Here is a 23,259-nt window from a genome sequence, read left to right on the forward strand (position 1 = left end):
AAAATAGCCCCGGTTTCGAGTTCCGTCCCTGAAGGAAAAATCATGCAAAGACGCCATCTCATCCAGACCGCAGCCCTGTCGGCGCTTGCGGTTTCCACGGTTCTTTCGGTCCCGCTGGCCAGCGCCCAGGACAACAAGTTCAAGATCGGCCTGATCCTGCCGATGACCGGCCAGTCGGCCTCCACCGGCCGCCAGATCGAAGCCGCCGCGCGCCTGTACATGGCCCAGAACGGCGACACCGTGGCCGGCAAGAAGATCGAGCTGATCGTCAAGGACGACACCGGCCTGCCCGACGTCACCAAGCGCCTCGCGCAGGAACTGGTGGTCAACGAGAAGGTCAACGTGCTCGCCGGCTTCGGCCTGACGCCCCTGGCGCTGGCCGTGGCGCCCATCGCCACCCAGTCGAAGACGCCCCAGCTCGTGATGGCCGCGGCCACCTCGAGCATCACGGAGGCCTCGCCCTACATCATTCGCTCGGGCTTCACGCTGCCGCAGGTGTCGGTGCCCATGGGCGACTGGGCGCCCAAGAACGGCATCAAGACGGTGGTGACCCTGGTGGCCGACTACGGCCCGGGCAACGACGCCGAGAAGTTCTTCAGCGAGCGCTTCCAGCTCAACGGCGGCAAGGTCATCGACAAGCTGCGCGTGCCGCTGCGCAACCCCGACTTCGCGCCGTTTCTGCAGAAGGTGCGCGACGCCAAGCCCGACGCGCTGTTCGTCTTCGTGCCCTCGGGCGCGGGCGCGGCCGTGATGAAGCAGTTCCTGGAGCGCGGCATGGACAAGGCCGGCATCAAGCTGATCGCCACCGGCGACGTGACCGACGACGATCAACTCAACGACATGGGCGACGGTGCGCTGGGCGTGGTCACCTCGCACCACTACTCGGCGGCGCACCCGTCGGCCATGAACAAGAAGTTTGTGGAGTCCTTCGAGAAGGCCAACCCCAAGCTGCGCCCCAACTTCATGGCCGTGGGCGGCTATGACGGCATGCGCGTGATCTACGAAGCGCTGAAGACCACCAAGGGCCAGGGCGGCGGCGAAGCGCTGCTGGCGGCCATGAAGGGCCAGGTCTTCGAGAGCCCGCGCGGCCAGATGATGATCGACGCGCAGACCCGCGACGTGGTGCAGGACGTGTACCTGCGCAAGGTCGAGAAGAAGGACGGGCAGCTCTACAACGTCGAGTTCGACGTGATCAAGAGCGTCAAGGACCCGGGCAAGACCAAGTAAGCGCGCATCGCAAGCGTTCGAAGACGGAGCTCCTGACCACAGCATGCTGACCATTCTTTTCGACGGCATCGCCTACGGCATGCTGCTGTTCGTGCTCGCCGTCGGCCTCGCCGTGACGCTCGGGTTGATGAACTTCATCAACCTCGCGCACGGCGCTTTCGCCATGGCCGGCGGTTATCTCACGGTGTTCGCGATGCAGAAGCTGGGCCTGCCTTTCCTGGCCTGCCTGCCGCTCGCGTTCATCGTCGTCGCATTGGCGGGGGCGGTGCTCGAGCGCACCCTCTACCGGCCGATGTACGGCAAGCCGCACCTGGACCAGGTGCTGTTTTCCATCGGCCTCGCGTTCATGGCGGTGGCGGCGGTCGACTACTTCGTCGGCTCGTCGCAGCAGAACGTGCAGCTGCCCGAATGGCTGCGCGGGCGCACCGAGATCGGCGACGGCGCGCTGATGCTGGGCATGGGCCACTACCGGCTGTTCATCATCGGCGTGTGCGCGGTGCTCACCGTGGTGCTGCAGCTGATTCTTTCCAAGACCCGCTTCGGCAGCCGGCTGCGCGCCGCGGTCGACGACCCGCGCGTGGCGGCGGGGCTGGGCATCAACGTGAATGTGGTGTTCCTGCTGACCTTCGCGGTGGGCTCGGGCCTCGCGGGGCTGGGCGGCGCGCTGGGCGCGGAGATCCTCGGGCTCGACCCGACCTTCCCGCTCAAGTACATGATCTATTTCCTGATCGTGGTGTCGGTCGGCGGCACCTCATCGATCACCGGGCCGCTCGCGGCGGCGCTGCTGCTGGGCATTGCCGACGTGGCGGGCAAGTACTTCATTCCGAAGATGGGCGCGTTCACCGTCTACCTGCTGATGATCCTGATCCTGATGTGGCGGCCGCAGGGCCTGTTCACGCGCAAGGGAGGCCGCTGATGGGCACGCCTTCCTCCGCCGATTTCCAGTCGGCCCTGTTGCGCAAGGCGCGCTGGCACCCGGTCGAGTTCGTGGTCTGGGCGGTGGCCTTCGCGCTGCCGCTGGTCATGCCGTCGCATTCGCTGCTGGTCAACGAGATCGCCATCGTCGCGCTGTTCGCGATGTCGCTCGACCTGATCCTGGGCTACACCGGCATCGTGTCGCTGGGCCATGCGGCCTTCTTCGGCTTCGGTGCGTACGCGGCGGCGCTGTTCGCCAAGCTCGTCATGCCCGACCCGACCGTGGGCCTGGTGGTGGCGACCGTGCTGTCGGCCGTGCTGGGCCTGGTGGCAAGCGTGACGATCCTGCGCGGCAGCGACCTCACGCGGCTGATGGTCACGCTGGGCACCGCGCTGCTGCTGCTCGAGCTCGCCAACAAGCTCGACTGGCTCACCGGCGGCGCCGACGGCCTGCAGGGCGTGGTCATGGGGCCGGTGCTCGGCCTGTTCGAGTTCGACCTGTACGGCCGCACGGCCGCCTGGTATTCGCTGGCCGTGATGCTGGTGCTGTTCCTGCTGATGCGCCGGCTGGTTCATTCGCCGTTCGGCGCCACGCTGAAGGCCATTCGCGACAACCGGCTGCGTGCCATGGCCATCGGCATTCCGGTGGTGTCGCGCCTCGCGGTCATCTACACCATCGCGGCCGGCGTGGCCGGCGCGGCGGGTGCGCTGCTGGCGCAGACCACCGGCTTTGCCTCGCTCGACGTGCTGGCCTTCGACCGCTCGGCCGATGTGCTGCTGATGCTGGTCATCGGCGGCGTGGGCTGGCTGTATGGCGGCGTGGCGGGTGCCATCGTGTTCAAGCTGCTGCAGACCTGGCTGTCGGCCGTGACGCCGCAGTACTGGATGTTCTGGATCGGCCTGATCCTGGTGGTGATGGTGCTCACCGGGCGCGAGCGCCTGCTGAAGCCGTGGATGTGGTTCGGCATGGGCAAGAAGACAGGCAAGACAAAGAGCGCGAAGGGGGGCACGGCATGACCGATACCGTGCTTTCCACCCATGGCCTGGTGATGCGCTTCGGCGGCATCACGGCCACCAACAACGTGACGATGGAGCTCAAGCGCGGCGCACGCCATGCGCTGATCGGGCCCAACGGCGCGGGCAAGACCACGCTCATCAACCAGCTCACGGGCGTGCTCACGCCGACCGAAGGCCGCATCACGCTGCTGGGCGAAGACATCACCCGGCTCGCGCCGCACAAGCGCGTGGCGCGCGGGCTGGTGCGCACCTTTCAGATCAACCAGCTGTTCGATTCGATGACCCCGCTGGAGACGCTGGCGCTCGTCGTGTCGCAGCACCAGGGCATCGGCGCGCAGTGGTGGCGCCCGCTCGGCGCGAGCAAGGCGATTGCCGAGCGCGCGGCGCAGTTGCTCGAGCAGTTCCACCTGAGCGACGTGGCGCAGCAGCAGGTGAAGCACCTGGCCTATGGCAAGCGCCGCCTGCTGGAGATTGCGATTGCGCTGGCCTGCGAGCCGCGCGTGCTGCTGCTCGACGAACCCGTGGCGGGCGTGCCCGCCGGCGAGCGCGAGGAGTTGCTGCAGACCGTGGCCGCGTTGCCGGCCGACGTGTCGGTGCTGCTGATCGAACACGACATGGACCTGGTGTTCAGCTTCGCCGACCGCATGACGGTGCTGGTGAACGGCACGCTGCTGACCGAGGGCGACCCCGAAACCATCGCCAACGATCCGAAGGTGAAAGAGGTCTATCTGGGCCACGGAGAAGCTGCCCATGTCTGAGCTGCTGCGCATCGAGAACCTGAGTGCGGGCTACGGCGAAGCCGTGGTGCTGCACGACGTGGCGTTCGCGCTCGGCGAGGGCCAGACGCTGGCGCTGCTGGGCCGCAACGGCACCGGCAAGACCACGCTGATCAACACGCTCGCGGGCGCCACGCGCCAGCACGGCGGCAGCATCACGCTGGGCGGGCAGGCGCTGCACAAGCTGGCGCCGCACCAGCGCGCGGCGGCCGGCATCGGCTGGGTGCCGCAGGAGCGCAACATCTTCAAGTCGCTCACGGTGCACGAGAACCTCACGGCCGTGGAGCGGCAAGGCAAGTGGAACCCGCAGCGCGTGTACGAGATGTTCCCGCGCCTGGCCGAGCGCAAGACCAACCTGGGCACGCAGCTTTCGGGCGGCGAGCAGCAGATGCTGGCCGTGGGCCGCGCGCTGGTGCTCAACCCCAAGCTGCTGCTGCTCGACGAGCCGCTCGAAGGGCTCGCGCCCATCATCGTGGAAGAGCTGCTGCGCGCCATCCGGCGCATCACGCAGGACGAGGGGCTGGCCGCGATCGTCGTGGAGCAGCACCCGCAGGCGATCCTCGCGATTTCCGACGAAGCCGTGGTGCTCGATCACGGCACCATCGTGCACACCGACCGCGCCGCGACGCTGCGCACCCAGCCGGAAGTGCTCGACCGGCTGCTGGGCGTGGCACGCTAGACCAGCTCGGCCAGCCGCGCTTTCCAGTCTTCGGCGCGGCCCAGCCACGGGCCGATGTCGATGCGGCTGGCGCGGCCGTCGGCCTGCGACAGCACGAAGGTCGGGAAGCCCTGGCCGCCCGCGCGCTGGAGGAACTGGCGGCTCGCGGCAATGTGCTGCGCGGTCGCCGCGCCGGACAGGCTCACGTACGCATCACCGAAGGCTTTGGCGTCGAAGCCGAGCTCGGCGGCCAGCGCACCGAGCACTTCCACGTCGGCGATGCGCCGGCCCTCGACATAGTGCGCGCGCTGCAGGCGGTGCACCATGTCCAGCCCGCCGCCTTCGCGCAGCGCCTCGGCCGCGAGGATGGCGGTGGTCGGCGGCTCGGAGTCCATCACCGCATCGGTGTCGCGCAGCAGGCCCTCGAAGTAGCCTTCGCCGAAAGGCTGGCCCGTCATCTCGGCGATGCGGCGGTCGTGCGGCATCACGTAGTCGCGCCATTGCGGTGTGATCGCGCGGCGGTTGGCGCCGGTCATCATGCCGCCGCCGTGGAACGCGACGCGCAGGCCGGGCACGCCGCGTGCCGCATCGACCAGCGGCGCGGCGGCGTAGCACCAGCCGCACAGCGGGTCGAAGATGTAGTGCAGGGTGGCGCCCTGGCGTTCGTCCGGCGTGTCGTTCATTGCGGCCATTTCATTTCTCCCTTGATGACTTTCGCGCCGAGTTCCAGCGACGAGGCGTCTTCCAGTGTCGGGTAGCGCTTCTTCATTGCGGCGATCAGCGCGGCGGAGTCCTTGGCCTTGGCGGCTTCGGTCTCGAAGGCCTTCAGGTAGCCGCGCGTGAACTTCACCGAGGCCGGCGAGTATGGCGCCGAGCCGTTGGCGTTGGGCAGGTAGTGGCCGGGCACCACGGTCTTCGGGTGCAGCGCCTCGATGCGGCCCAGTGTCTGGATCCAGTCGCGGCGCGACGCGGGCGTTTGCGTGTCGGCCACCCAGACGTGGATGTTGGCCGAGACGGGAATGCCACCGACCACGGCCTTCAGCGAAGGAATCCACGCGAAGCTGCGTTCGGGCGTGGGGCCGTCGAGGCCGACGACCTGGATCTTGCGGCCTTCGAGCACGAGGCTGTTGCCCGTCAGCGGCTCGGGCACGACCAGCGCCTTGGGCGCGTTGTCCTTCAGGATCGGGCCCCAGTGCGCGAGCTTGCCGTCCTTCGAGGCCTGGATGGCGGCCACGGTCTGCGGCGTGGCGACGATCTTCGCGTCGGGGAAGGCGGCCTGGATCACGTCGAGGCCGAAGTAGTAGTCGGGGTCGCTGTGGCTGATGTAGACCGTGGTGAGCTTCTTGCCCGTGGCCTTGATCTTCTCTACCAGCGCCTGCGCGTCGTTGCGTTGGAACTGCGCGTCGATCAGCACGGCGTCGGTCTGGCCGGTGACGATTTCCGATGACACGGGGAACATCGACCTGGCGCCGGGGTTGTACACGTCGAGCTGGAGCGGCGCGGCGGCCGGGGTTGCCTGTGCTGCTTGCGCGAGAAGCGGCGCGAGGCTCAGCGTGGTGGCGAGGGCGGCGGCGGACAGGAGGGCTCTGCGGAACATAGGGGTCTTTCGTTGGGGTGACAGCACGGACCCTTCGACTGTAGGTTGCGTGAATTGAATGAAAAACCCGCTCCAAGGCAATGAATAGTTTCGAATTCCGGTCGAATGCGACGCCAACCGTCAGTCGGTCGCGCAGCGTTCCAGATGCGCGACCAGCAACTGCGCCGACGGCGACAGCGCCGCGTCGCCCCGGAAGCAGATGGCAAAACGCCGCCGTGCCCAGGCATCGGTCAGCGGCATCAGCCGCAGCCCGAAGGCGTCGGTGAAAGGCCGCGCCACCTCCGCGGGCACCACGCTGATGGCCAGCCCGGCGCGCACCACGCGCAGCGCGGCGTCGAAGTTCGACACCAGCACCCGGTACACCAGCGGCTTGCCCGCCACCGCCGCCTCGCGCGCCAGCATGAGCTGCACGGCGCTCAGCGCGGGCATGCCGACGAACTCATGGTCGAGCACCTGCTCGAAGCGCACATCGTCATGCTGCGCCACCGGGTGCGACGGGTGCGCGACGATGGCCAGGTGGTCGCAGCGGTAGCTGCGCCGCTCCAGCCCGTCGAGGTCGGCGGCGTCCCAGCACAGGCCGATGGAAGCCACGCCTTCGCGGATGCCGCGCACGATCTCGGGGCTCACGCGCTCTTCCATGTCGACACGGATGTTGCGGTGGGCCGGGTCCTGCAGGAACCTGGCCACGTCTTCGGCCAGCGACTCGGCCATGACCGAGGCCGAGGCCAGGATGCGCACATGCCCGCGCGCGCCGCCCGCATAGGCGGCCATGTCGCGCTCGATGCGGTGGGCGCTGCCGAGCATGGCGCGGGCGTGCTCCAGCAGCGTTTCGCCAGCCGGCGTGGGCACCACGCCGCGGCGCTTGCGCAGCAGCAGCGGCGTGCCCACCGTGTCTTCCAGCTGCGCCAGCCGCTTGCTGATGGCCGAGCCGACCAGGCTGGCCTGCTCGCCGGCGCGCGCGATGCTGCGGGTTTCACACACGGAGACGAAAAGGCGCAGGGTGGTCAGGTCGAGGTCGCGCATGGTGTTTTTTTGATGTTCCGTTTTGGAAGCCATTGGCTTCCAAAATATACCTTCTGGATCAGTTCGGAAATTCTAAGATTCCGCCGTACCCCTCACGACGGAGACAAAGTCTTGATTCACGCCTTCCTGCCGCCCCGCGCGGTCGTTCGCGAAGTGGGCCTGCGCGACGGCCTGCAGAGCATTGCCCGCGTGCTGCCCACCGCACGCAAGCTCGAATGGATCCGCGACGCGCACGCGGCCGGCCAGCGCGAGATCGAAGTGGGCTCCTTCGTGCCCGCGCACCTGCTGCCGCAGCTGGCCGACACGGCCGAACTGCTGGCCTGTGCCAAGACGCTGCCGGGGCTTTTCGCCTCGGTGCTGGTGCCCAACCTGAAGGGCGCCGAACGCGCCATCGCGGGCGAGGCCGACCTGATGATCGTGCCGCTGTCGGCCAGCCACGCGCACAGCCTGGCCAACCTGCGCAAGACGCCCGACGAGGTGGTGGCCGAGGTCGGCCGCATCCGCGCGGCGCGCGACGCGGCGGGCTCCAGGACGCTGATCGACGGCGGCGTGGGCACGGCCTTCGGCTGCACGATCCAGGGCGCGGTCGACCCCGACGAAGTGCTGCGGCTGATGCAGGCGCTGCTGGACGCCGGTGCCGACCGCGTGAGCCTGGCCGACACCGTGGGCTATGCCGATCCGGCGATGGTGCGCAGCCTGTTCGAGCGCGCGCTGCGCATCGCGGGCGACCGCCTGTGGTGCGGGCACTTCCACGACACGCGCGGCATGGGGCTCGCCAACGCCTATGCCGCGCTCGAGGTCGGCATCACGCGCTTCGACGCCTGCCTGGCCGGCATCGGCGGTTGCCCGCACGCACCCGGTGCCAGCGGCAACGTGAACACCGAAGACCTGGTCTTCATGCTGCAGAGCATGGGCGTGCAGACGGGCGTCGATCTGCCGAAGCTGCTCGACCTGCGCCAGCGCGTGGCCGCGTGGCTCGACGGCGAAACCCTGCAGGGCACGGTATGGCGCGCGGGCTTTCCCAAGACTTTCGCCGCCGAAGAAGGCGCGGCCGAAGAAGGCGCAGCCGCATGAGCACGCCCGAACCCAAACGCCTGCCGCTCTCCGGCATCCGCGTCGTCGAATTCACGCACATGGTCATGGGCCCGACCTGCGGCATGGTGCTGGCGGACCTGGGCGCCGAAGTCATCAAGGTCGAGCCCATCGAGGGCGACCGCACGCGGCACCTGCTGGGCGCCGGCGCGGGTTTCTTCCCCATGTTCAACCGCAACAAGAAGAGCATCGCGCTCGACCTGCGGCATCCGCAGGGGCTGGAAGCCGCGCTGCGCCTGTGCGCCACGGCCGACGTGGTGGCGCAGAACTTCAAGCCCGGCACCATGGACAAGTACGGCCTGGGCTACGCGGCGTTGGGCAAGCTCAACCCGCGCCTCATCTACGTCAACCACACGGGCTTCCTGCCCGGCCCCTACGAGCACCGCACCGCGCTCGACGAGGTGGTGCAGATGATGGGCGGGCTCGCCTACATGACCGGCCGCCCAGGTGACCCGCTGCGCGCGGGCACCAGCGTGAACGACATCATGGGCGGCATGTTCGGTGCCATCGGCGCCATCGCCGCGCTGATGCAGCGCATGGAGACGGGCAAGGGGCAGGAGGTGCAGTCGGCGCTGTTCGAGAACAACGTGTTCCTGGTCGGCCAGCACATGCTGCAGTACGCCATCACGGGGCAGGCGGCGGCGCCGATGCCCGACCGCATCTCGGCGTGGGCGCTGTACGACGTGTTCACCGTGAAGGACGGCGAGCAGATCTTCCTGGCCGCGGTGAGCGATGCGCAATGGAAGACCTTCTGCGACGCGCTGGGCTTCGATGACCTCAAGGCCGACCCCGGCCTGGCCACCAACAACCAGCGCGTGCGCGTGCGGCACACGCTGCTGGCCGACCTGCGCACGCGGCTCGCGGGGCGCAGCGCCGCGGAGCTCACCGATATCTTCGAATCGCGCGGCCTGCCGTTCGCGCCGATCCGCCGGCCCGAGGAGCTCTACGACGATCCGCACCTGAAGGCCACGGGCGGCCTGGCCGACATCCGGCTGCCCGACGGCGAGCACGCGGGCGAGATGGCGCAGACCACGCTGTTTCCCATCACGCTGGGCGGCGAGCGGCTGGGCGTGCGGCTGCATCCGCCCACGCTGGGCGAGCACACGCGCGAGCTGCTGGGCGAGCTGGGCTACGAGGCCGCGCAGATGGACGCGATGCAGGAGGCCCACGCCGTGGCCTGAACGTTCCTGCGACAGATCAACAAAGAAAGAGAGACAAAGAACATGAACACGATCCACATCCCCTCGAAGCTCACGCGCCGTTCGCTGCTGGGCCTCGGCGCATCCGCCGCCGCGATGACGGCGTTCCCGGCGCTGGCGCAGGGCTCCGACAAGCCGATCCGCTTCATCCTGCCGATCAGCGCCGGCTCGGGCGTCGACACCATCGTGCGCGCGGCCTCGGTGGCGCTGGGCAAGAGCCTGGGCCAGCCCGTGGTGATCGAGAACCTGCCGGGCGCGGGCGGCATCACGGGCGCGGCGGCCATCGCCAAGGCGCCGCCGGACGGGCTCACGCTGGGCATGGTGTCGAACAACCACGTCATCAACCCGGCGGTCTACAAGAAGATGCCCTTCGACGCGGTGAAGGACTTCACGCCGATCTGCGTGGTGGGCGCCACGCCGCTGGTGTTCGTGGCCAACCCCAAGCTGCCCGCCAAGAACGTGCAGGAGCTCATCGCGTTGCTGAAGTCGAAGCCGGGCGAGTTCAACTACGCGTCGTCGGGCAACGGCACCATCCTGCACCTGGCCGACGAGATGTTCATGGACGAGGCGGGCGTGAAGGCGCGGCACATTCCGTACAAGGGCACCGGGCCGATGATGACGGACATGATCGGCGGCCAGGTCGAGATGGGCGTGGTCGCGCTGCCCGCCGTGCAGCAGCACATCAAGAGCGGCGCGCTGCGCGCCATCGGCCTGTGCGGCGCCACGCGCTCGGCGGCCGCGCCCGACATCGCGACCATCGCGGAGCAGGGGCTGCCGAACTACGCGGTCGAGGGCTGGTTCGCGGTGATCGGGCCGGCGAAGATGCCGGCGGTCGACGTGCAGCGCATCCACGACGCCGTGGTCGCGGCCTACACCAGCCCCGACGTGCGCGACGCGATGGACAAGCAGGGCAACGTCATCAAGCCCACCACGCCGGAGCAGGCGGCGGCGTATTTCCGCAGCGAGGCCGTGCGCTATGCGGCGCTGGTGAAGAAGGCGAACGTCACGATTGAGTGAAGGTCTTGCGCCTTCCCCTCCCGGGGGAAGGCTGGGATGGGGGCAGGCGCCCAACGGGCGCCATGAGGAGTTCGAGGCCGTCGTGCCCCACCCCGGCCCTCCCCCGGGAGGGGAGGGAGAAAGACAAAGACCGGGGATCTATGCGGGGCCGACAGCGCGGTACAGCGCCCGCACGAAATCCGACTGCGTGATCATCCCGGTCAGCCGCTTCTCTTCATCGATGATCGGAATGTGGTGGTGCCCACCCTCGGAGAACAGCGGCACCAGGTCGACCACGGGCCGGTCGGCGCTGGCCACGCGCACCTGGCGCGTCATGATCTGGCCGACCACCTCGGGCTTGTTCGACATCACCGTGCGCGTGGCGCGGATCAGGTCGCGCAGCTTGCCCGCGATGCCTTCGTGGTGCTGCAGGTCGAGCTGGCGGAAGAAGTCGGCCTGGGTCACGATGCCCACCACGCGGCGCGTGCGGTCGGTGACGGGCAGGGCCTTGATGCGGCGCTCGTGCATCAGCGCCCAGGCTTCCTGCAGCGGCGTGCCGAACTCCACCGAAACGGGCGTGGCCGACATGATGTCGGCGCAGTGCAGCGTGCCCAGGCGCCGCTTGTACGACTCGAGCTCGGTCTGCTGGATCAGCGACTCGAGGTCGTCGCGGCTGATGTCCAGCACCTGGTTGTAGCGGGCCAGCACGGCGTCGATGTCGGCCTGGCTGAAGCGCGCGTCGGCCGCCGGCGGGCGCGCCACCTGCACATGCGGATAGCGCCGGCCGGTGAGCGTGTTGTAGGCCACGCCGGCCAGCACCAGCAGCAGCGAGTTGGTGAAGAAGGGGAAGAGGGCCGACGAGAAATGCGTGGTGTGCGTGAGCACCGCCAGCAAGGCCGCGGCACCGCCCGGCGGATGCAGGCAGCGCGCGCTGAACATCAGGCCGATGGCGCCGGCGACCGCGACGGCGCCGGCCAGCGCGGGATCGGGAATCCAGTTCGCGGCGGCGATGCCGACCACCGCCGACAGCGTGTTGCCGCCGATCACCGACCACGGTTGCGCGAGCGGGCTCGCGGGCACCGCGAACACCAGCACGGCGCTGGCGCCCAGCGGCGCGATCAGCCAGACGCTGGCATGCAGTGGGCTCGCCAGCCAGTGCGACAGCAAGGCCGCGACCAGCAGGCCGAGCCCGGCACCGCCCACCGCGCGCAGGCGCTCGCGGGCATCGACGTTGGAGCGCGCCGGCAGCCAGGCGCGCGCATGGGTCCAGAGGGCGTCGAAGCGCATCGGAAGGTCGCTCCCTTCGTCAGCCTTCGTGCGCCACCATGCGCCCGATCTCGGGCCAGCGGCCGTGCAGCCAGACCCAGGCGACCAGGCCAATGGCGAGCATGCTCAGCGAGGTGAGCGCGAGCGCGAGCGTGGAGTGCATCACCAGCGGTGCCACCGCGCCGGCCACGATGCCGTTGGCGGTGGAGCCGATCACGGCCTGCAGCGACGAGGCCATGCCGCGGCGCTCGGGGTGCAGGTCGAGCACCAGCAGCGTGACCACCGGCACCATCAGCGCCCAGCCGAAGGCGAACACCGCCAGCGGCCACAGCGCCCACGCCACGTGGGCCTGGAAGAAGAAGTTGGCCACCACGTTGACCACCGAGGTCACCAGCATGATCAGGAAGCCGTCGCGGATCTGCCGCTTGGGCGCCACCTTGCCGGCCATGCGGCCGCTGGCGCGCGCGCCGAGCATGATGCCGCCGATGGTCAACAGGAAGAACCAGAAGAACTGCTGCGGCTGCAGCGCGAGGCGGTCGCCCAGGAACGCGGGCGCGGCCAGCACGTACAGGAACATGCCGTTGAAGGGCACGCCGCTGGCGAAGGCCAGCAGCAGGAAGCGCGGGTCGGAGCACAGGTCCCAGTAACCGCGCAGCAGGTGGCGCACCTGGAACGGCTGGCGGTGGGTCTTGTGCAGCGTCTCGGGCAGCAGCTTGTAGTTGGCCGCGAACAGCACCACACCCACCGCCACCAGGAACCAGAACACCGCGTGCCAGCCCGCGTGCACGAACAGGAAGCCGCCCACGATGGGCGCGATGGCCGGCGCCACGCCGAAATAGATCGTCACCTGGCTCATGACCCGCTGCGCCTCGGCGGGCGGGAACATGTCGCGGATGACCGCGCGCGAGACCACGATGCCGGCGCCGGTCGACAGGCCCTGCAGGCCGCGGAACAGCACCAGCTGCGTGATGTTCTGCGACAGCGCGCAGCCCAGCGAGGCCACGGTGAACACCGCCAGGCCCCACAGCACCACGGGCCGGCGCCCGAAGCTGTCCGACAGCGCGCCGTGGAACAGGTTCATGAACGCGAAGCCGAACAGGTAGGCCGACAGCGTCTGCTGCATCTCGGCCGGCGTCGCGCCGATCGACTGCGCAATGCCCGAGAACGCCGGGATGTAGGTGTCGATGGAAAACGGACCGAGCATGCCCAGCACGGCGAGCAGCACGGCAAGCGCCCAGCGCGGGGCCTGCCAGAGTTTGTCTGCATCGGGATTCATGGGGTCAGCGCCTCCGTGGGTACTTGTCGTTGTCGAGAGCAAAAAAAGAGAACGCCCGCCGCCCGGGTGAGGGGCAAGGCGGGCGCTTTGGCTTCAGCGAACCCGGATTACAGGGTGTCGATGAAGCTGCGCAGCTTGTCGGAACGCGACGGGTGCTTCAGCTTGCGCAGCGCCTTGGCTTCGATCTGGCGGATGCGTTCGCGGGTCACGTCGAACTGCTTGCCGACTTCTTCCAGCGTGTGGTCGGTCGACATCTCGATGCCGAAGCGCATGCGCAGCACCTTGGCTTCGCGCGGCGTGAGGCTGTCGAGGATGTCCTTGACCACGTCGCGCAGGCCGGCTTGCATCGCGGCCTCGATGGGGGCCGTGTTGCTGCTGTCCTCGATGAAGTCGCCCAGGTGCGAATCGTCGTCGTCGCCGATCGGCGTTTCCATGGAGATCGGCTCTTTCGCGATCTTCATGATCTTGCGGATCTTGTCTTCAGGAATCTCCATCTTCGCGGCCAGGATGCCGGCGTCGGGCTCGAAGCCGAACTCCTGCAAATGCTGGCGCGAAATGCGGTTCATCTTGTTGATCGTCTCGATCATGTGCACCGGGATGCGGATGGTGCGCGCCTGGTCGGCGATCGAGCGGGTGATGGCCTGGCGGATCCACCACGTGGCGTACGTCGAGAACTTGTAGCCGCGACGGTATTCGAACTTGTCGACCGCCTTCATCAGGCCGATGTTGCCTTCCTGGATCAGGTCCAGGAACTGCAGGCCGCGGTTGGTGTACTTCTTGGCGATGGAGATCACGAGGCGCAGGTTGGCCTCGATCATTTCCTTCTTGGCGTCACGCGAAGACGATTCGCCTTCGTTCATGCGCTTGTTGATGTCCTTCAGCTGGGTCAGCGGCACCACCACGCGCGACTGGATGTCGGCCAGGCGCTGCTGCAGTTCCTGCACCGGCGGAATGTTGCGCGCGAGCACGGCGCTCCAGGGCTTGCCGGCGGCGGCCTGCTTCTCGACCCACTTCAGGTTCAGCAGGTTCGACGCGATGCGGTTGCCGTTCTTGTCGAAGCCGCTGAAGTCGCGGATGAACTCGTCCTGCGGGAAGCCGCACTTGTCCACGATGATGCGGCGCAGCTCGCGTTCCTTCTTGCGAACGTCGTCCACCTGCGTGCGCACCAGGTCGCACAGCTTCTCGATGGTCTTGGCCGTGAAGCGGATGGTCATCAGCTCTTCGGACAGGGACTCCTGAGCCTTGGCGTACGAGGGCGTGCCGTAGCCTTCCTTGTCGTAGATCTTGTGGACCTTCTCGAACATGCCGGCGATGCGGTCGAAACGCGCGAGTGCTTCGTTCTTGAGTTCTTCGAGCTTCTTGGTCAGGGCCTTGGAGCCGCCCTTGCCGTCGTCGTCGTCTTCCTCGTCGAATTCGTCGAAGTCTTCTTCGGCCACATAGTCGTCGGCCTCGTTGGGGTTCGAGAAGCCGTCCACGATGGTCGAGATGACGACCTTGCCTTCGCGGATTTCAGCGGCCAGGCGCAGGATCTCGGCGATGGTGGCGGGGGAGGCCGAAATGGCTTCCATCATGGCCATCAGGCCGCCTTCGATGCGCTTGGCGATTTCGATTTCGCCTTCGCGCGTCAGCAGCTCGACCGTGCCCATTTCGCGCATGTACATGCGAACCGGGTCGGTGGTGCGGCCGAATTCGCTGTCCACCGTGGACAGGGCCGCTTCGGCTTCTTCCTCGGCTTCTTCCACCGTGGTGGCGGTGGGCGCGGTGTTGTTCAGCAGCAGGGTTTCGGCGTCGGGCGTCTGCTCGTACACCGCCACGCCCATGTCGTTGAGCATGGTGACCACGACTTCCATGGTCTCGGCGTCGACCAGCTTGTCGGGCAAGTGGTCGGAGATTTCGCCGTGCGTGAGGTAGCCGCGGGTCTTGCCCAGCGTGATCAGGGTCTTCAGGCGCGAGCGGCGCTTGGCCAGGTCTTCTTCGGAGAGCACGGTCTCGTCGAGGCCGAACTCCTTCATCAAGGCGCGTTCCTTCGCCTTGCTGATCTTCATGCGCAGCGGCTTGACCTTTTCCTCGGTCGTCGTGGCGACCGCGGGTTCGTCGCCCGCCAGGTCCTCTTCGATGTCCGACAGGTCGATGTCGCTCTCGGGCGCGTCCTTGTCAGCCTTGGGCTTGCGGCCGCGCTTGGCGCCGGTGGCGGGCGATGCTGAACCAGCAGCAGCAGCAGCGGCGGCCTTGGGCGGGCGGCCGACCTTCTTGGCGGCCGGAGCGGCTGCTTTTTTGGGATCGTCGAGAGAAGTCGATTTCGTGGGCACAGTTTTCACTTTCGTTGCGGCTGCCGCTTTGGACGCGGCGGCACCCGTCTTAGTTGCTGGCTTCGCGCCGGCTTTCAACGGTTTTTCTGCTGCGGGCTTGGTGGCGACGCTTTTGGCAAGTGAAGGAGCAGGCTTCTTTGAACTGGGCATACGACCTCGTTACGACAAGAAAAGACAAGCGAAATCACAGGCGCACCGTCACACGGACAGCGCCACCACAGCCCGTGCACAGGCACGGACTTAAAACAATTGGGAAAGAGGAATTAATTCCTCAACAGGCAAGATGTCGGGCGAACATTTGGTATGCAGTCCTTGCGGTTATTGACCCTTTCCGCCGGAATTTACCGTTGGAGTGCGTTGCGCTAGGGGTCGGCCCGGAGGTGCTGCTGTCGCTCTTGCCTAATTTCGCCAGTTGCGAAGCCCTACATTATAGCGCGTTGCGAAAATTTCAAGCAGTTTCTGCACCGGAAGAGCGCATGCGGGCCCGCAATTCGAGTCGCCGGGTCTCCAGCGCCTTGTAGCGCTCGAGCGCCTTGGGGTCTTTACCTACGGCGGCGATGGCCTCGCTTTGCTGAACCTTGAGGCGGTCGTCGAGCATGAAGTCGAGCACGCTGGAGAGTTCGCGGGCGGCCTCGGCCAAGTGCTGCGCTTCCTCGCCCTCGGGCACCGGGCCGGCTTCGGCGACGGACATGAGCCGTTCGGCCAAGGCCTCGAAATCCATGCCGCGCATGCCTTCGCGCAGCGCCGCCCAGGGCTGGACGCCGTGCTCGTGCAGCTGGCTGTCGAGCCAGGTGAAGAGCGCGCCGTGCGGGCCGGACTGGTCGCACAGCATCACGTGGAGCTCGTGCGACAGCGCCTCCCACTGCGCCATGTTCGACAGCAGCAGCCGCACCGCCACGTCGGGCCGGCTCGGTGGGGTGCCGCGGCCGCGCAGGGGCTCGATCGGCTCCTCGAACTTGCCGCCCCAGCGCTTGCCCTTGACGAACTTGCGCTGCTGGAACTTCGGTTTGCTATCGTTTTCGTAGCGCGGCGGCTCGTAGTCCTGCGGCGGCGGCATGTCCGGGTAGTAGTCGTCGCCACCACCACCTCCGTTGTAGCCGCCGGGTTCGTTGTGGCGCTGCTGCGCGGGCGCGCCGCCGGCCTTGCGCGGGCCGGGCGTGGACGCCCAGAGTTCCGACAGCGCCGGCGCGTCGAGCTGCACCAGCGTCGCGATCTCGCTCAGCAGTTGCCGCTTGAGCGCGCCGTCGGGCATGGCGCTCCAGAGCGGGCGCACGTTGCTGGTCATGTGGGCGCGGCCTTCGGCGGTCGTCAGGTCGCAGCCTTCGCGGGCGGCTTCGAGCATGAAGCGCGACAGCGGCGTGGCCTCGTTCACGAAGCGGGCGAAGGCGTCGGCGCCGTGTTCGCGGATGAAGCTGTCGGGGTCGTGCTCGGCCGGCAGGAACAGGAACTTGATGCTGCGCACGTCGGTGGCGTAGGGCAGGGCGCCGTCCAGCGCCTTGCGTGCGGCGCGGCGGCCCGCGGCGTCGCCGTCGAAGCTGAACACCACCGATTCGGTGAAGCGGAAGAGCTTCTGCACATGCTCGGTGGTGCAGGCGGTGCCCAGCGTGGCCACCGCATTCGGAAAGCCGAGCTGGGCCAGCGCCACCACGTCCATGTAGCCCTCGGTCACGAGCGCGAAGCCGCGGTCGCGGAAGGCGGCGCGGGCCTCGTACAGGCCGTAGAGCTCGCGGCCCTTGCTGAAGACGGGCGTTTCGGGCGAGTTCAGGTACTTGGGCTTCTCGTCGCCCAGCACTCGGCCGCCGAAGCCGATGCATTCGCCCTTCACGTTGCGGATGGGGAACATCACGCGGTCGCGGAAGCGGTCGTAGCGCTTGGCGTCGGCCTCGCTGAGCTGGCCTTCCTCGTTGTTGACGATCACCAGCCCGCTTTCGGCGAGCAGCGGGTCGTCGTAGTCGGGGAACACGCTGGCCAGCGAGCGCCAGCCGGCCGGCGCGTAGCCGATGCCGAACTGCTTGGCCACCTCGCCGGAGACGCCTCGGCCCTTGAGGTATTCGATGGCGCCGGGCGCCTGGCGCAACTGCTTGCGGTAGGCGTCGCCGGCCTTTTCGAGCACGTCGGTCAGCGTGGCCTGTTTCTGGCGCTGGGTGGCGGCGCGGGCGCGTTCGGCGGGAGAGGCGTCGTCTTCCGGCACCTGCAGGCCGTACTGGCCGGCCAGGTCGTGCACGGCCTCGACGAAGCCCATGCCGGCGTGCTCCATGAGAAAGCCGATGGCGTTGCCGTGCACCCCGCAGCCGAAGCAGTGATAGAACTGCTTGGTCGGGCTGACGGAGAAAGACGGCGATTTCTCGCCGTGGAACGGGCACAGCCCCATGAAATTGGCGCCGGCCTTCTTCAGCTGCACATAGCGGCCGACGATCTCGACCACATCGGCGCGCGCGATGAGTTCCTGGATGAATGAAGCGGGGATGGTCATGTAGGCGAAGAGCGGCAAATCATACGCAAGCGCAGGGAGCCCTGCGGGCCGACGGCATACTGAAAGCGACCGAAATCCACGCATGAAGACCCCCAACCCCCTGCAACACGCCGCGCCGCTGCTGCGCCACCCCCTGCGATTCGCCTGGGAAGCACTCAAGGAATTCCGCGCCAACCAGGGGCTTCTGCTGGCCGGCGCGGTGGCGTACTACGCGCTGCTGTCCATCGTGCCGCTGCTGATCGTGAGCGTGATCGTGCTGTCGCACCTCATCGAGCAGTCGGAGCTGCTGCGCACCATCGGGCGCTACCTCGAATGGCTGCTACCGGGGCAATCGAAGGCCATCGTGAGCGAGCTGTCGAGCTTCCTGGACCATCGCGACGTGCTGGGGCCGGTGCTGCTGGTGACGATGATCTTCTTCAGCTCGCTGGCCTTCAGCGTGCTCGAAAGCGCCATGGCGGTGATCTTTCACCACCGCAAGGCCGACCACAAACGGCATTTCCTGGTGTCGGTGGCCATGCCGTACATCTACATCCTGTGCCTGTGCGTGGGGCTGCTGCTGGTCACGCTGGTGTCGGGCGCGTTGCAGCTGGTGGGGCAGGAGAGCGTCGACCTGCTGGGCCGCAGCTGGTCGCTGTCGGGCATTTCGGGCCTGTTGCTTTACCTGCTGGGGCTGGGCGGCGAGATCTTCATGCTGACCTCGCTCTACCTGGTGATGCCCGCCGGGCGCATGTCGCTGCGGCATGCGCTGCTGGGCGGGGTCACGGCCGCGCTGCTGTGGGAGGCCACGCGGCGCGTGCTGATCTGGTACTTCTCGACGCTGTCGCAGGTGAACGTGGTCTACGGCTCGCTCACCACGGCGATCGTGGTGCTGCTGAGCCTGGAAATCGCCGCCACGCTGGTGCTGCTGGGGGCCCAGGTGATCGCGAACTACGAACGCCTGGACCGCACCGGCAGCACGAAGCCGCCGAAGCCGGCGGTCAGCGGGGAGCCAATCGAATCGCTCCGTCCAGACGAATCACCTCGCCGTTGAGCATGTCGTTCTCGATGATGTGCTTGGCCAGCTTGGCGTAGTCCTCGGGCGTGCCCAGGCGCGACGGGAAGGGCACGCTGGCGGCCAGCGCGTCCTGCACTTCCTGCGGCATGCCGAACAGCATGGGCGTACCGAAGATGCCGGGGGCGATGGTCATGTTGCGGATGCCGCTGCGCGCCAGGTCGCGCGCGATCGGCAGCGTCATGCCGACCACGCCGCCCTTGGAAGCGGCGTAGGCGGCCTGGCCGATCTGGCCGTCGTAGGCCGCGACCGAGGCGGTGGAGATCAGCACGCCGCGCTCGCCGGTGGCCTCGGGCTCGTTCTTGCCCATGGCGTCGGCCGCCAGGCGGATCATGTTGAAGCTGCCAATCAGGTTGACCGTGACGGTCTTGCTGAACACCGCCAGCGCGTGCGGGCCGTTCTTGCCCACGGTCTTCTCGGCCGGCGCGATGCCGGCGCAGTTGACCAGGCCGACCAGCTTGCCGAGCTTGACCGCCGCGGCCACCACGGCCTGGCCGTCGGCTTCCTGGCTCACGTCGCATTTGACGAACACGCCGCCGATGTCCTTGGCCACGGCTTCGCCCTTGTCAGCCTGCATGTCGGCAACCACCACCTTGGCGCCGTTGGCCGCCAGCATGCGTGCCGTGCCTTCGCCGAGGCCCGAAGCGCCACCGGTCACGATAAAAACCTTGCCGTCGATCTGCATTGAAAGTCTCCTGGATAAGACCTTCATTATCGAAGAGGCGGCTGAGGCCAGGAACACCGCGGAACTGGCTTCGCCAGGCCGCAGGTGTTGCCCCCGGTAGGGGGAAGGAGAAGCGACACGAAGTGCGCGCAGCCTGGGGGGGCGAGCAACAGGAGCAAAAAAAAGGCCTCATCCGAAGATGAGGCCCTGAATTGGATCCGTGAGGACCCAAGGAGACAACTGGTGGTGGTCGACGGCTTAGCGCTTGCGCGAAGCGGTCGCGGTCTTCGCAGCGGCAACGGCTTGCGACGACACGGCGTTGAAGTTGGCTTCGGCAACGTCGGACGCTTGCTTGACGGCCTTCTGGACCGATTCGAAAGCGTTGTTGGCGGCGGCCACGGCGCTCTTCATGACGGCAACGGCGGTTTCCGAACCGGCCGGGGCGTTCTTGGAAGCGCTGTCGACCAGGCCGACGAAGGCTTGCTGGGCTTCAGAGGCCTTGGCTTCGAAAGCCTTGCTGAATTCGGCGCTGGTGCCTTGGGCGATGTCGTACAGGTGACGGCTGTAGGCCGCGGTCTTTTCGGCTAGGGGCTGGAACAGGCTGGCTTGCAGCGTCAGCAGCTCTTGGGCGTCCTTGACGCTCAGGGCGGCTTGGGCGGTGCTCTGGGCTTCGACCAGGGCTGCCTTCGAAGCGGTCACGTTCAGTTCGACGAGCTTCTCGACGCCTTCGAAAGCCTTGGTGGTCAGGCCGAACAGGGTTTCGAGGTTGGCTTTTTGGGCGGCGAGGATTTGGTCAGCGGTCAGGGCCATTTGAGATCTCCAGAAGGGATTGAGTGGTCGGGTCACGTTGCGCTGTCTCGCCGTCTATGTTGCGGTGCAGCATGGCCTCAAGTATAGGCAGCTGAGTTTTGCGATCAAGGGGTTTTTGCTGCCCTGCAGCAATTTAGAACCCGTCTTCTAAATTTCGAAATTCGGCTGTCGCAAGGGCGATCCCCCGGGGTTGGCAGCCCGGGTGCCGCTGGCAAAATGCCGCGCGATGAGCGCCCCCACCAACCCCGCAAAACCCACCCCGCACGCCCGCAGCGGCTACCGCGCGTTCCGCAGCATCCCGACCCGCTGGGCCGACAACGACATGTACGGCCACGTGAACAACGTCGTCTACTACAGCTGGTTCGACACCGCCGTGAACGCGCTGCTCATCGAGCGCGGGGCGCTCGACATCCACCAGGGCCAGGCCATCGGCTTCGTGGTGGAGACCCAATGCAACTATTTCGCGCCGATCGCCTTCCCGCAGACGGTGGAGGCGGGCATCCGCGTTGCGCAGGCCGGCCGCTCGAGCGTGCGCTACGAGATCGCGCTGTTCGCCGAGGGCTCGGACAGCGCCGCGGCGCAGGGGCACTTCGTTCATGTGTATGTGGACCGTGCCACCCAGCGCCCGGTGCCGCTGCCTGACGCACTGCAGCAGGTGGTGGATTCGCTGAAGGCCTGACAGACCCGGGAGGCCCGGGCCGCATCGCATCGCAGCAGCTCCCATGACAAACGGCGCCCGAGGGCGCCGCTGATCTTTGCTTTTCAAGGCCTAAATACTTACATCGCCTTCTTCATGGCCTTGATGTCGGCCTTGCCCTGGGCTTCGTCGGCCTTGGCCTGCTTCTGGCAAGCGGACTTGGCGTCGCCCTTCTGGTCGTCGCACTTTTCCTTCGCGACTTCGTAGGTGGCCTTCACCTTTTCTTCAGCCACCTTGCGGGCGTGGCTGTCGCTCGGCTGGTACTGCTGCTCGAGCTCTGCCTTGGCAACGTCTTCCTTGCCCTTGGCTTCCTTCATGCAGACGTCCTTGGCGTTGTCCTTCATGGTGTCGCACTGCGCCTTGGCGACCTTGTAGTCGGCCTCGACCTTTTCCTTGGCGACCTTGTATTCGTCCTTGGTCATGGCGCTGGCTTGCGTGGCCATGAAGCAGGTGGAGGCGAGAGCCAGCATGAGGAGATGTTTTTTCATGGGATTTTCCCTTCGAGGAGTTGACGGAATTCAGTGGAGAGCGAATGAGGGCCGGGTGGCTGGGGAACCGGTCAGTACCGTTCGAACCACAGCGCGTCCGGCGTGCGGCCGTCGCGGCTTTCCCAGTCCTTGACCTGCTTCTCGGCGTCGTCGCGGCTGATGCCGTGGCGTTCCTGGATGCGGCCGAGCAACTGGTCGCGCTTGCCGGCGATGACATCGAAGTCGTCGTCGGTCAGCTTCCCCCATTGCTCCTTGACCTTGCCCTTGAGCTGTTTCCAGTTGCCTTCGATGGTGTCCTTGTTCATGCGAATCTCCTTTGAGAAGTTGATTCGGCGGGCCTTGTTTCGCCGCCGTGAAATCAATGTCACCGGACCGATTCGCCCCCTCGGTAGGACGTGCTGTTCAGGCCCCGTAGGCAGAGGCCGACGCACCCCGTGATAATCGAACAGACGCCAAAAGTTTGAGACCGCATCGCACTGCATCGAATCGCTTACAGCACCATGATCATTCACAGCCTGCTCGACACCGACCTCTACAAGTTCACGATGATGCAGGTGGTCCTGCACCACTTTCCGGGGGCGCGCGTGGAGTACCGCTTCAAGTGCCGCAACCCGGGCGTGAACCTCGCGCAGTTCGCGGGCCAGATCCGTGACGAGGTGCGCAGCCTGTGTTCGCTGCAGTTCCGCGACGCCGAGCTCGCCTACCTGCGCTCGATGCGCTTCATCAAGAGCGACTTCGTCGACTTCCTCGGGCTGTTCCGGCTCAACGAGAAGTACATCAACATCATTCCCCAGCCCTCGGGCGAACTCGAGATCCGCATCAAGGGGCCGTGGCTGCACACCATCCTGTTCGAGATCCCGGTGCTGGCCATCGTCAACGAGGTCTACTTCCGCAACACGCAGAAGCGCCCCGACTTCGAAGAGGGCCGCCGCCGCCTCGAGACCAAGATCTCGCAGCTGCAGGACCAGGGCCTGGCCGACCTGAAGATCGCCGACTACGGCACGCGCCGGCGCTTCTCCAAGGACTGGCACGAAGAGGTGCTGCGCACCCTCACGGCGCGCCTCGGCGCCGTCACCTCGCCGCCGGTGCAGGCGCCGCCCGGCACGCGGCTGCCCCAGCTGGCGGGCACCAGCAACGTGCTGTACGCCATGAAGCTGGGCCTGATCCCGCTGGGCACCATGGCCCACGAATACCTGCAGGCCTGCCAGGCGCTCGGCCCGCGGCTGCGCGACAGCCAGATCTTCGGCTTCGAGAGCTGGGCGCGCGAGTACCGCGGCGACCTGGGCATCGCGCTGTCCGACGTCTACGGCATGAGCGCCTTCCTGCGCGACTTCGACCTGTACTTCTGCAAGCTCTTCGACGGCGCGCGCCATGACAGCGGCGACCCGTTCCAGTGGGGCGAGCGCATGCTGGCGCACTACCTCGCCAACCGCGTCGACCCGCTGACCAAGACGCTGATCTTCAGCGACGGCCTCACGGTGCCGCGCACCATCGAGCTCTACCAGCAGTTCCGCGGGCGCTGCCAGCTGGCCTTCGGCATCGGCACCAACCTCACCAACGACCTCGGGTACGAGCCGCTGCAGATCGTCATCAAGATGATCCATTGCAACGACCAGCCGGTGGCCAAGCTGTCGGACACGCCGTCCAAGAACATGTGCGAGGACGAGAAGTACCTGGCCTACCTGCGCCAGGTCTTCGAGATCGAACAACCCGCGGCCTGAAGGC

The 23,259-nt window shown here is 67.1% G+C and carries 21 protein-coding genes and 1 pseudogene; 11 read left to right on the plus strand and 11 right to left on the minus strand.

What is annotated here, in order from left to right; genetic code table 11:
- Window positions 1-42: 42 nt before the first annotated feature.
- The 5 genes from BM004_RS06085 to BM004_RS06105 are packed head-to-tail and all read left to right on the plus strand — an operon-like array spanning window position 43 to window position 4,614.
- Window positions 43-1,227, plus strand: coding sequence for an ABC transporter substrate-binding protein (locus tag BM004_RS06085; RefSeq protein WP_093211830.1), 1,185 nt, complete (start codon window positions 43-45; stop codon window positions 1,225-1,227).
- 43 nt (window positions 1,228-1,270) lie between these two features.
- Window positions 1,271-2,143, plus strand: coding sequence for a branched-chain amino acid ABC transporter permease (locus BM004_RS06090; protein WP_093124864.1), 873 nt, complete (start codon window positions 1,271-1,273; stop codon window positions 2,141-2,143).
- Window positions 2,143-3,159, plus strand: coding sequence for a branched-chain amino acid ABC transporter permease (locus BM004_RS06095; protein ID WP_093211832.1), 1,017 nt, complete (start codon window positions 2,143-2,145; stop codon window positions 3,157-3,159). Before BM004_RS06090 ends, BM004_RS06095 begins: the two co-directional genes overlap by 1 nt.
- A complete protein-coding gene (locus BM004_RS06100; protein WP_093124869.1) occupies window positions 3,156-3,917 on the plus strand; it encodes an ABC transporter ATP-binding protein in 762 nt (253 codons plus the stop codon). Before BM004_RS06095 ends, BM004_RS06100 begins: the two co-directional genes overlap by 4 nt.
- A complete protein-coding gene (locus tag BM004_RS06105) occupies window positions 3,910-4,614 on the plus strand; it encodes an ABC transporter ATP-binding protein (RefSeq protein ID WP_093124871.1) in 705 nt (234 codons plus the stop codon). Before BM004_RS06100 ends, BM004_RS06105 begins: the two co-directional genes overlap by 8 nt.
- Here the strand turns inward: BM004_RS06105 and BM004_RS06110 are convergent.
- The 3 genes and pseudogenes from BM004_RS06110 to BM004_RS06120 form a co-directional block, all read right to left on the minus strand.
- A complete protein-coding gene (locus tag BM004_RS06110) occupies window positions 4,611-5,285 on the minus strand; it encodes a DsbA family protein (RefSeq protein WP_093211834.1) in 675 nt (224 codons plus the stop codon). The two genes, BM004_RS06105 and BM004_RS06110, sit on opposite strands and share 4 nt — an antisense overlap.
- Window positions 5,279-6,190: pseudogene (locus BM004_RS06115) on the minus strand (MBL fold metallo-hydrolase); the annotation flags it as partial. The gene BM004_RS06110 and the pseudogene BM004_RS06115, both read right to left, overlap by 7 nt.
- Window positions 6,191-6,310: 120 nt before the next feature.
- Complete coding sequence (locus tag BM004_RS06120) at window positions 6,311-7,213, minus strand: LysR family transcriptional regulator (RefSeq protein ID WP_093124879.1); 903 nt, start codon at window positions 7,211-7,213, stop codon at window positions 6,311-6,313.
- A 111-nt stretch (window positions 7,214-7,324) separates the two neighbouring features.
- Here BM004_RS06120 and BM004_RS06125 point away from each other — a divergent pair, with 111 nt between their 5' ends.
- From BM004_RS06125 to BM004_RS06135, 3 genes are read left to right on the plus strand one after another with little or no spacing between them, the layout of a single operon-like run.
- A complete protein-coding gene (locus BM004_RS06125) occupies window positions 7,325-8,287 on the plus strand; it encodes a hydroxymethylglutaryl-CoA lyase (protein ID WP_093124881.1) in 963 nt (320 codons plus the stop codon).
- Window positions 8,284-9,486 (plus strand): CaiB/BaiF CoA transferase family protein, encoded by a 1,203-nt coding sequence (locus BM004_RS06130; RefSeq protein ID WP_093211838.1) that lies wholly within the window; start codon window positions 8,284-8,286, stop codon window positions 9,484-9,486. Before BM004_RS06125 ends, BM004_RS06130 begins: the two co-directional genes overlap by 4 nt.
- A gap of 42 nt (window positions 9,487-9,528) precedes the next feature.
- Window positions 9,529-10,521 carry a Bug family tripartite tricarboxylate transporter substrate binding protein gene (locus tag BM004_RS06135; protein WP_093211840.1) on the plus strand — a complete coding sequence of 331 codons (993 nt, stop codon included), beginning with the start codon at window positions 9,529-9,531 and terminating at the stop codon, window positions 10,519-10,521.
- A gap of 138 nt (window positions 10,522-10,659) precedes the next feature.
- On the opposite strand, the gene BM004_RS06140 is transcribed toward BM004_RS06135, so the two are convergent.
- From BM004_RS06140 to dnaG, 4 genes are all read right to left on the minus strand, one after another.
- Complete coding sequence (locus BM004_RS06140) at window positions 10,660-11,787, minus strand: HPP family protein (RefSeq protein WP_093211842.1); 1,128 nt, start codon at window positions 11,785-11,787, stop codon at window positions 10,660-10,662.
- Window positions 11,788-11,806: 19 nt separating this feature from the next.
- Entirely contained in the window at window positions 11,807-13,042 is a 1,236-nt protein-coding gene (locus BM004_RS06145) for a multidrug effflux MFS transporter (protein WP_093124890.1), read from the minus strand.
- Between the two features lie 107 nt (window positions 13,043-13,149).
- Window positions 13,150-15,501, minus strand: coding sequence for an RNA polymerase sigma factor RpoD (rpoD, locus tag BM004_RS06150; RefSeq protein WP_093211844.1), 2,352 nt, complete (start codon window positions 15,499-15,501; stop codon window positions 13,150-13,152).
- 298 nt (window positions 15,502-15,799) lie between these two features.
- Complete coding sequence (gene dnaG / locus BM004_RS06155; RefSeq protein WP_093212049.1) at window positions 15,800-17,824, minus strand: DNA primase; 2,025 nt, start codon at window positions 17,822-17,824, stop codon at window positions 15,800-15,802.
- 82 nt (window positions 17,825-17,906) lie between these two features.
- On the opposite strand from dnaG, the gene BM004_RS06160 reads away from it, so the two are divergent.
- Window positions 17,907-18,854, plus strand: a complete 948-nt coding sequence (locus tag BM004_RS06160) for a YihY/virulence factor BrkB family protein (protein ID WP_093124895.1) — start codon at window positions 17,907-17,909, stop codon at window positions 18,852-18,854.
- On the opposite strand, the gene BM004_RS06165 is transcribed toward BM004_RS06160, so the two are convergent.
- Window positions 18,802-19,560 carry a 3-hydroxyacyl-CoA dehydrogenase gene (locus BM004_RS06165; RefSeq protein WP_093124897.1) on the minus strand — a complete coding sequence of 253 codons (759 nt, stop codon included), beginning with the start codon at window positions 19,558-19,560 and terminating at the stop codon, window positions 18,802-18,804. The genes BM004_RS06160 and BM004_RS06165 overlap by 53 nt on opposite strands.
- Before the next feature lie 237 nt (window positions 19,561-19,797).
- Window positions 19,798-20,349, minus strand: a complete 552-nt coding sequence (locus BM004_RS06170; protein WP_093124900.1) for a phasin family protein — start codon at window positions 20,347-20,349, stop codon at window positions 19,798-19,800.
- 226 nt (window positions 20,350-20,575) lie between these two features.
- On the opposite strand from BM004_RS06170, the gene BM004_RS06175 reads away from it, so the two are divergent.
- The gene (locus tag BM004_RS06175; protein ID WP_093124902.1) at window positions 20,576-21,028 is read left to right on the plus strand and encodes an acyl-CoA thioesterase; all 453 of its coding nucleotides are present in this window, start codon (window positions 20,576-20,578) and stop codon (window positions 21,026-21,028) included.
- 98 nt (window positions 21,029-21,126) lie between these two features.
- On the opposite strand, the gene BM004_RS06180 is transcribed toward BM004_RS06175, so the two are convergent.
- On the minus strand, window positions 21,127-21,534 hold the full coding sequence (locus tag BM004_RS06180) for a hypothetical protein (protein WP_093124905.1): 408 nt from the start codon (window positions 21,532-21,534) through the stop codon (window positions 21,127-21,129).
- A gap of 71 nt (window positions 21,535-21,605) precedes the next feature.
- Window positions 21,606-21,839 carry a CsbD family protein gene (locus BM004_RS06185; RefSeq protein WP_093124907.1) on the minus strand — a complete coding sequence of 78 codons (234 nt, stop codon included), beginning with the start codon at window positions 21,837-21,839 and terminating at the stop codon, window positions 21,606-21,608.
- 195 nt (window positions 21,840-22,034) lie between these two features.
- On the opposite strand from BM004_RS06185, the gene pncB reads away from it, so the two are divergent.
- Window positions 22,035-23,255, plus strand: coding sequence for a nicotinate phosphoribosyltransferase (gene pncB / locus BM004_RS06190; protein WP_093124910.1), 1,221 nt, complete (start codon window positions 22,035-22,037; stop codon window positions 23,253-23,255).
- Window positions 23,256-23,259: the final 4 nt, after the last annotated feature.

This window comes from Variovorax sp. OK212, from assembly GCF_900112425.1.
Classification (GTDB): domain Bacteria; phylum Pseudomonadota; class Gammaproteobacteria; order Burkholderiales; family Burkholderiaceae_C; genus Variovorax.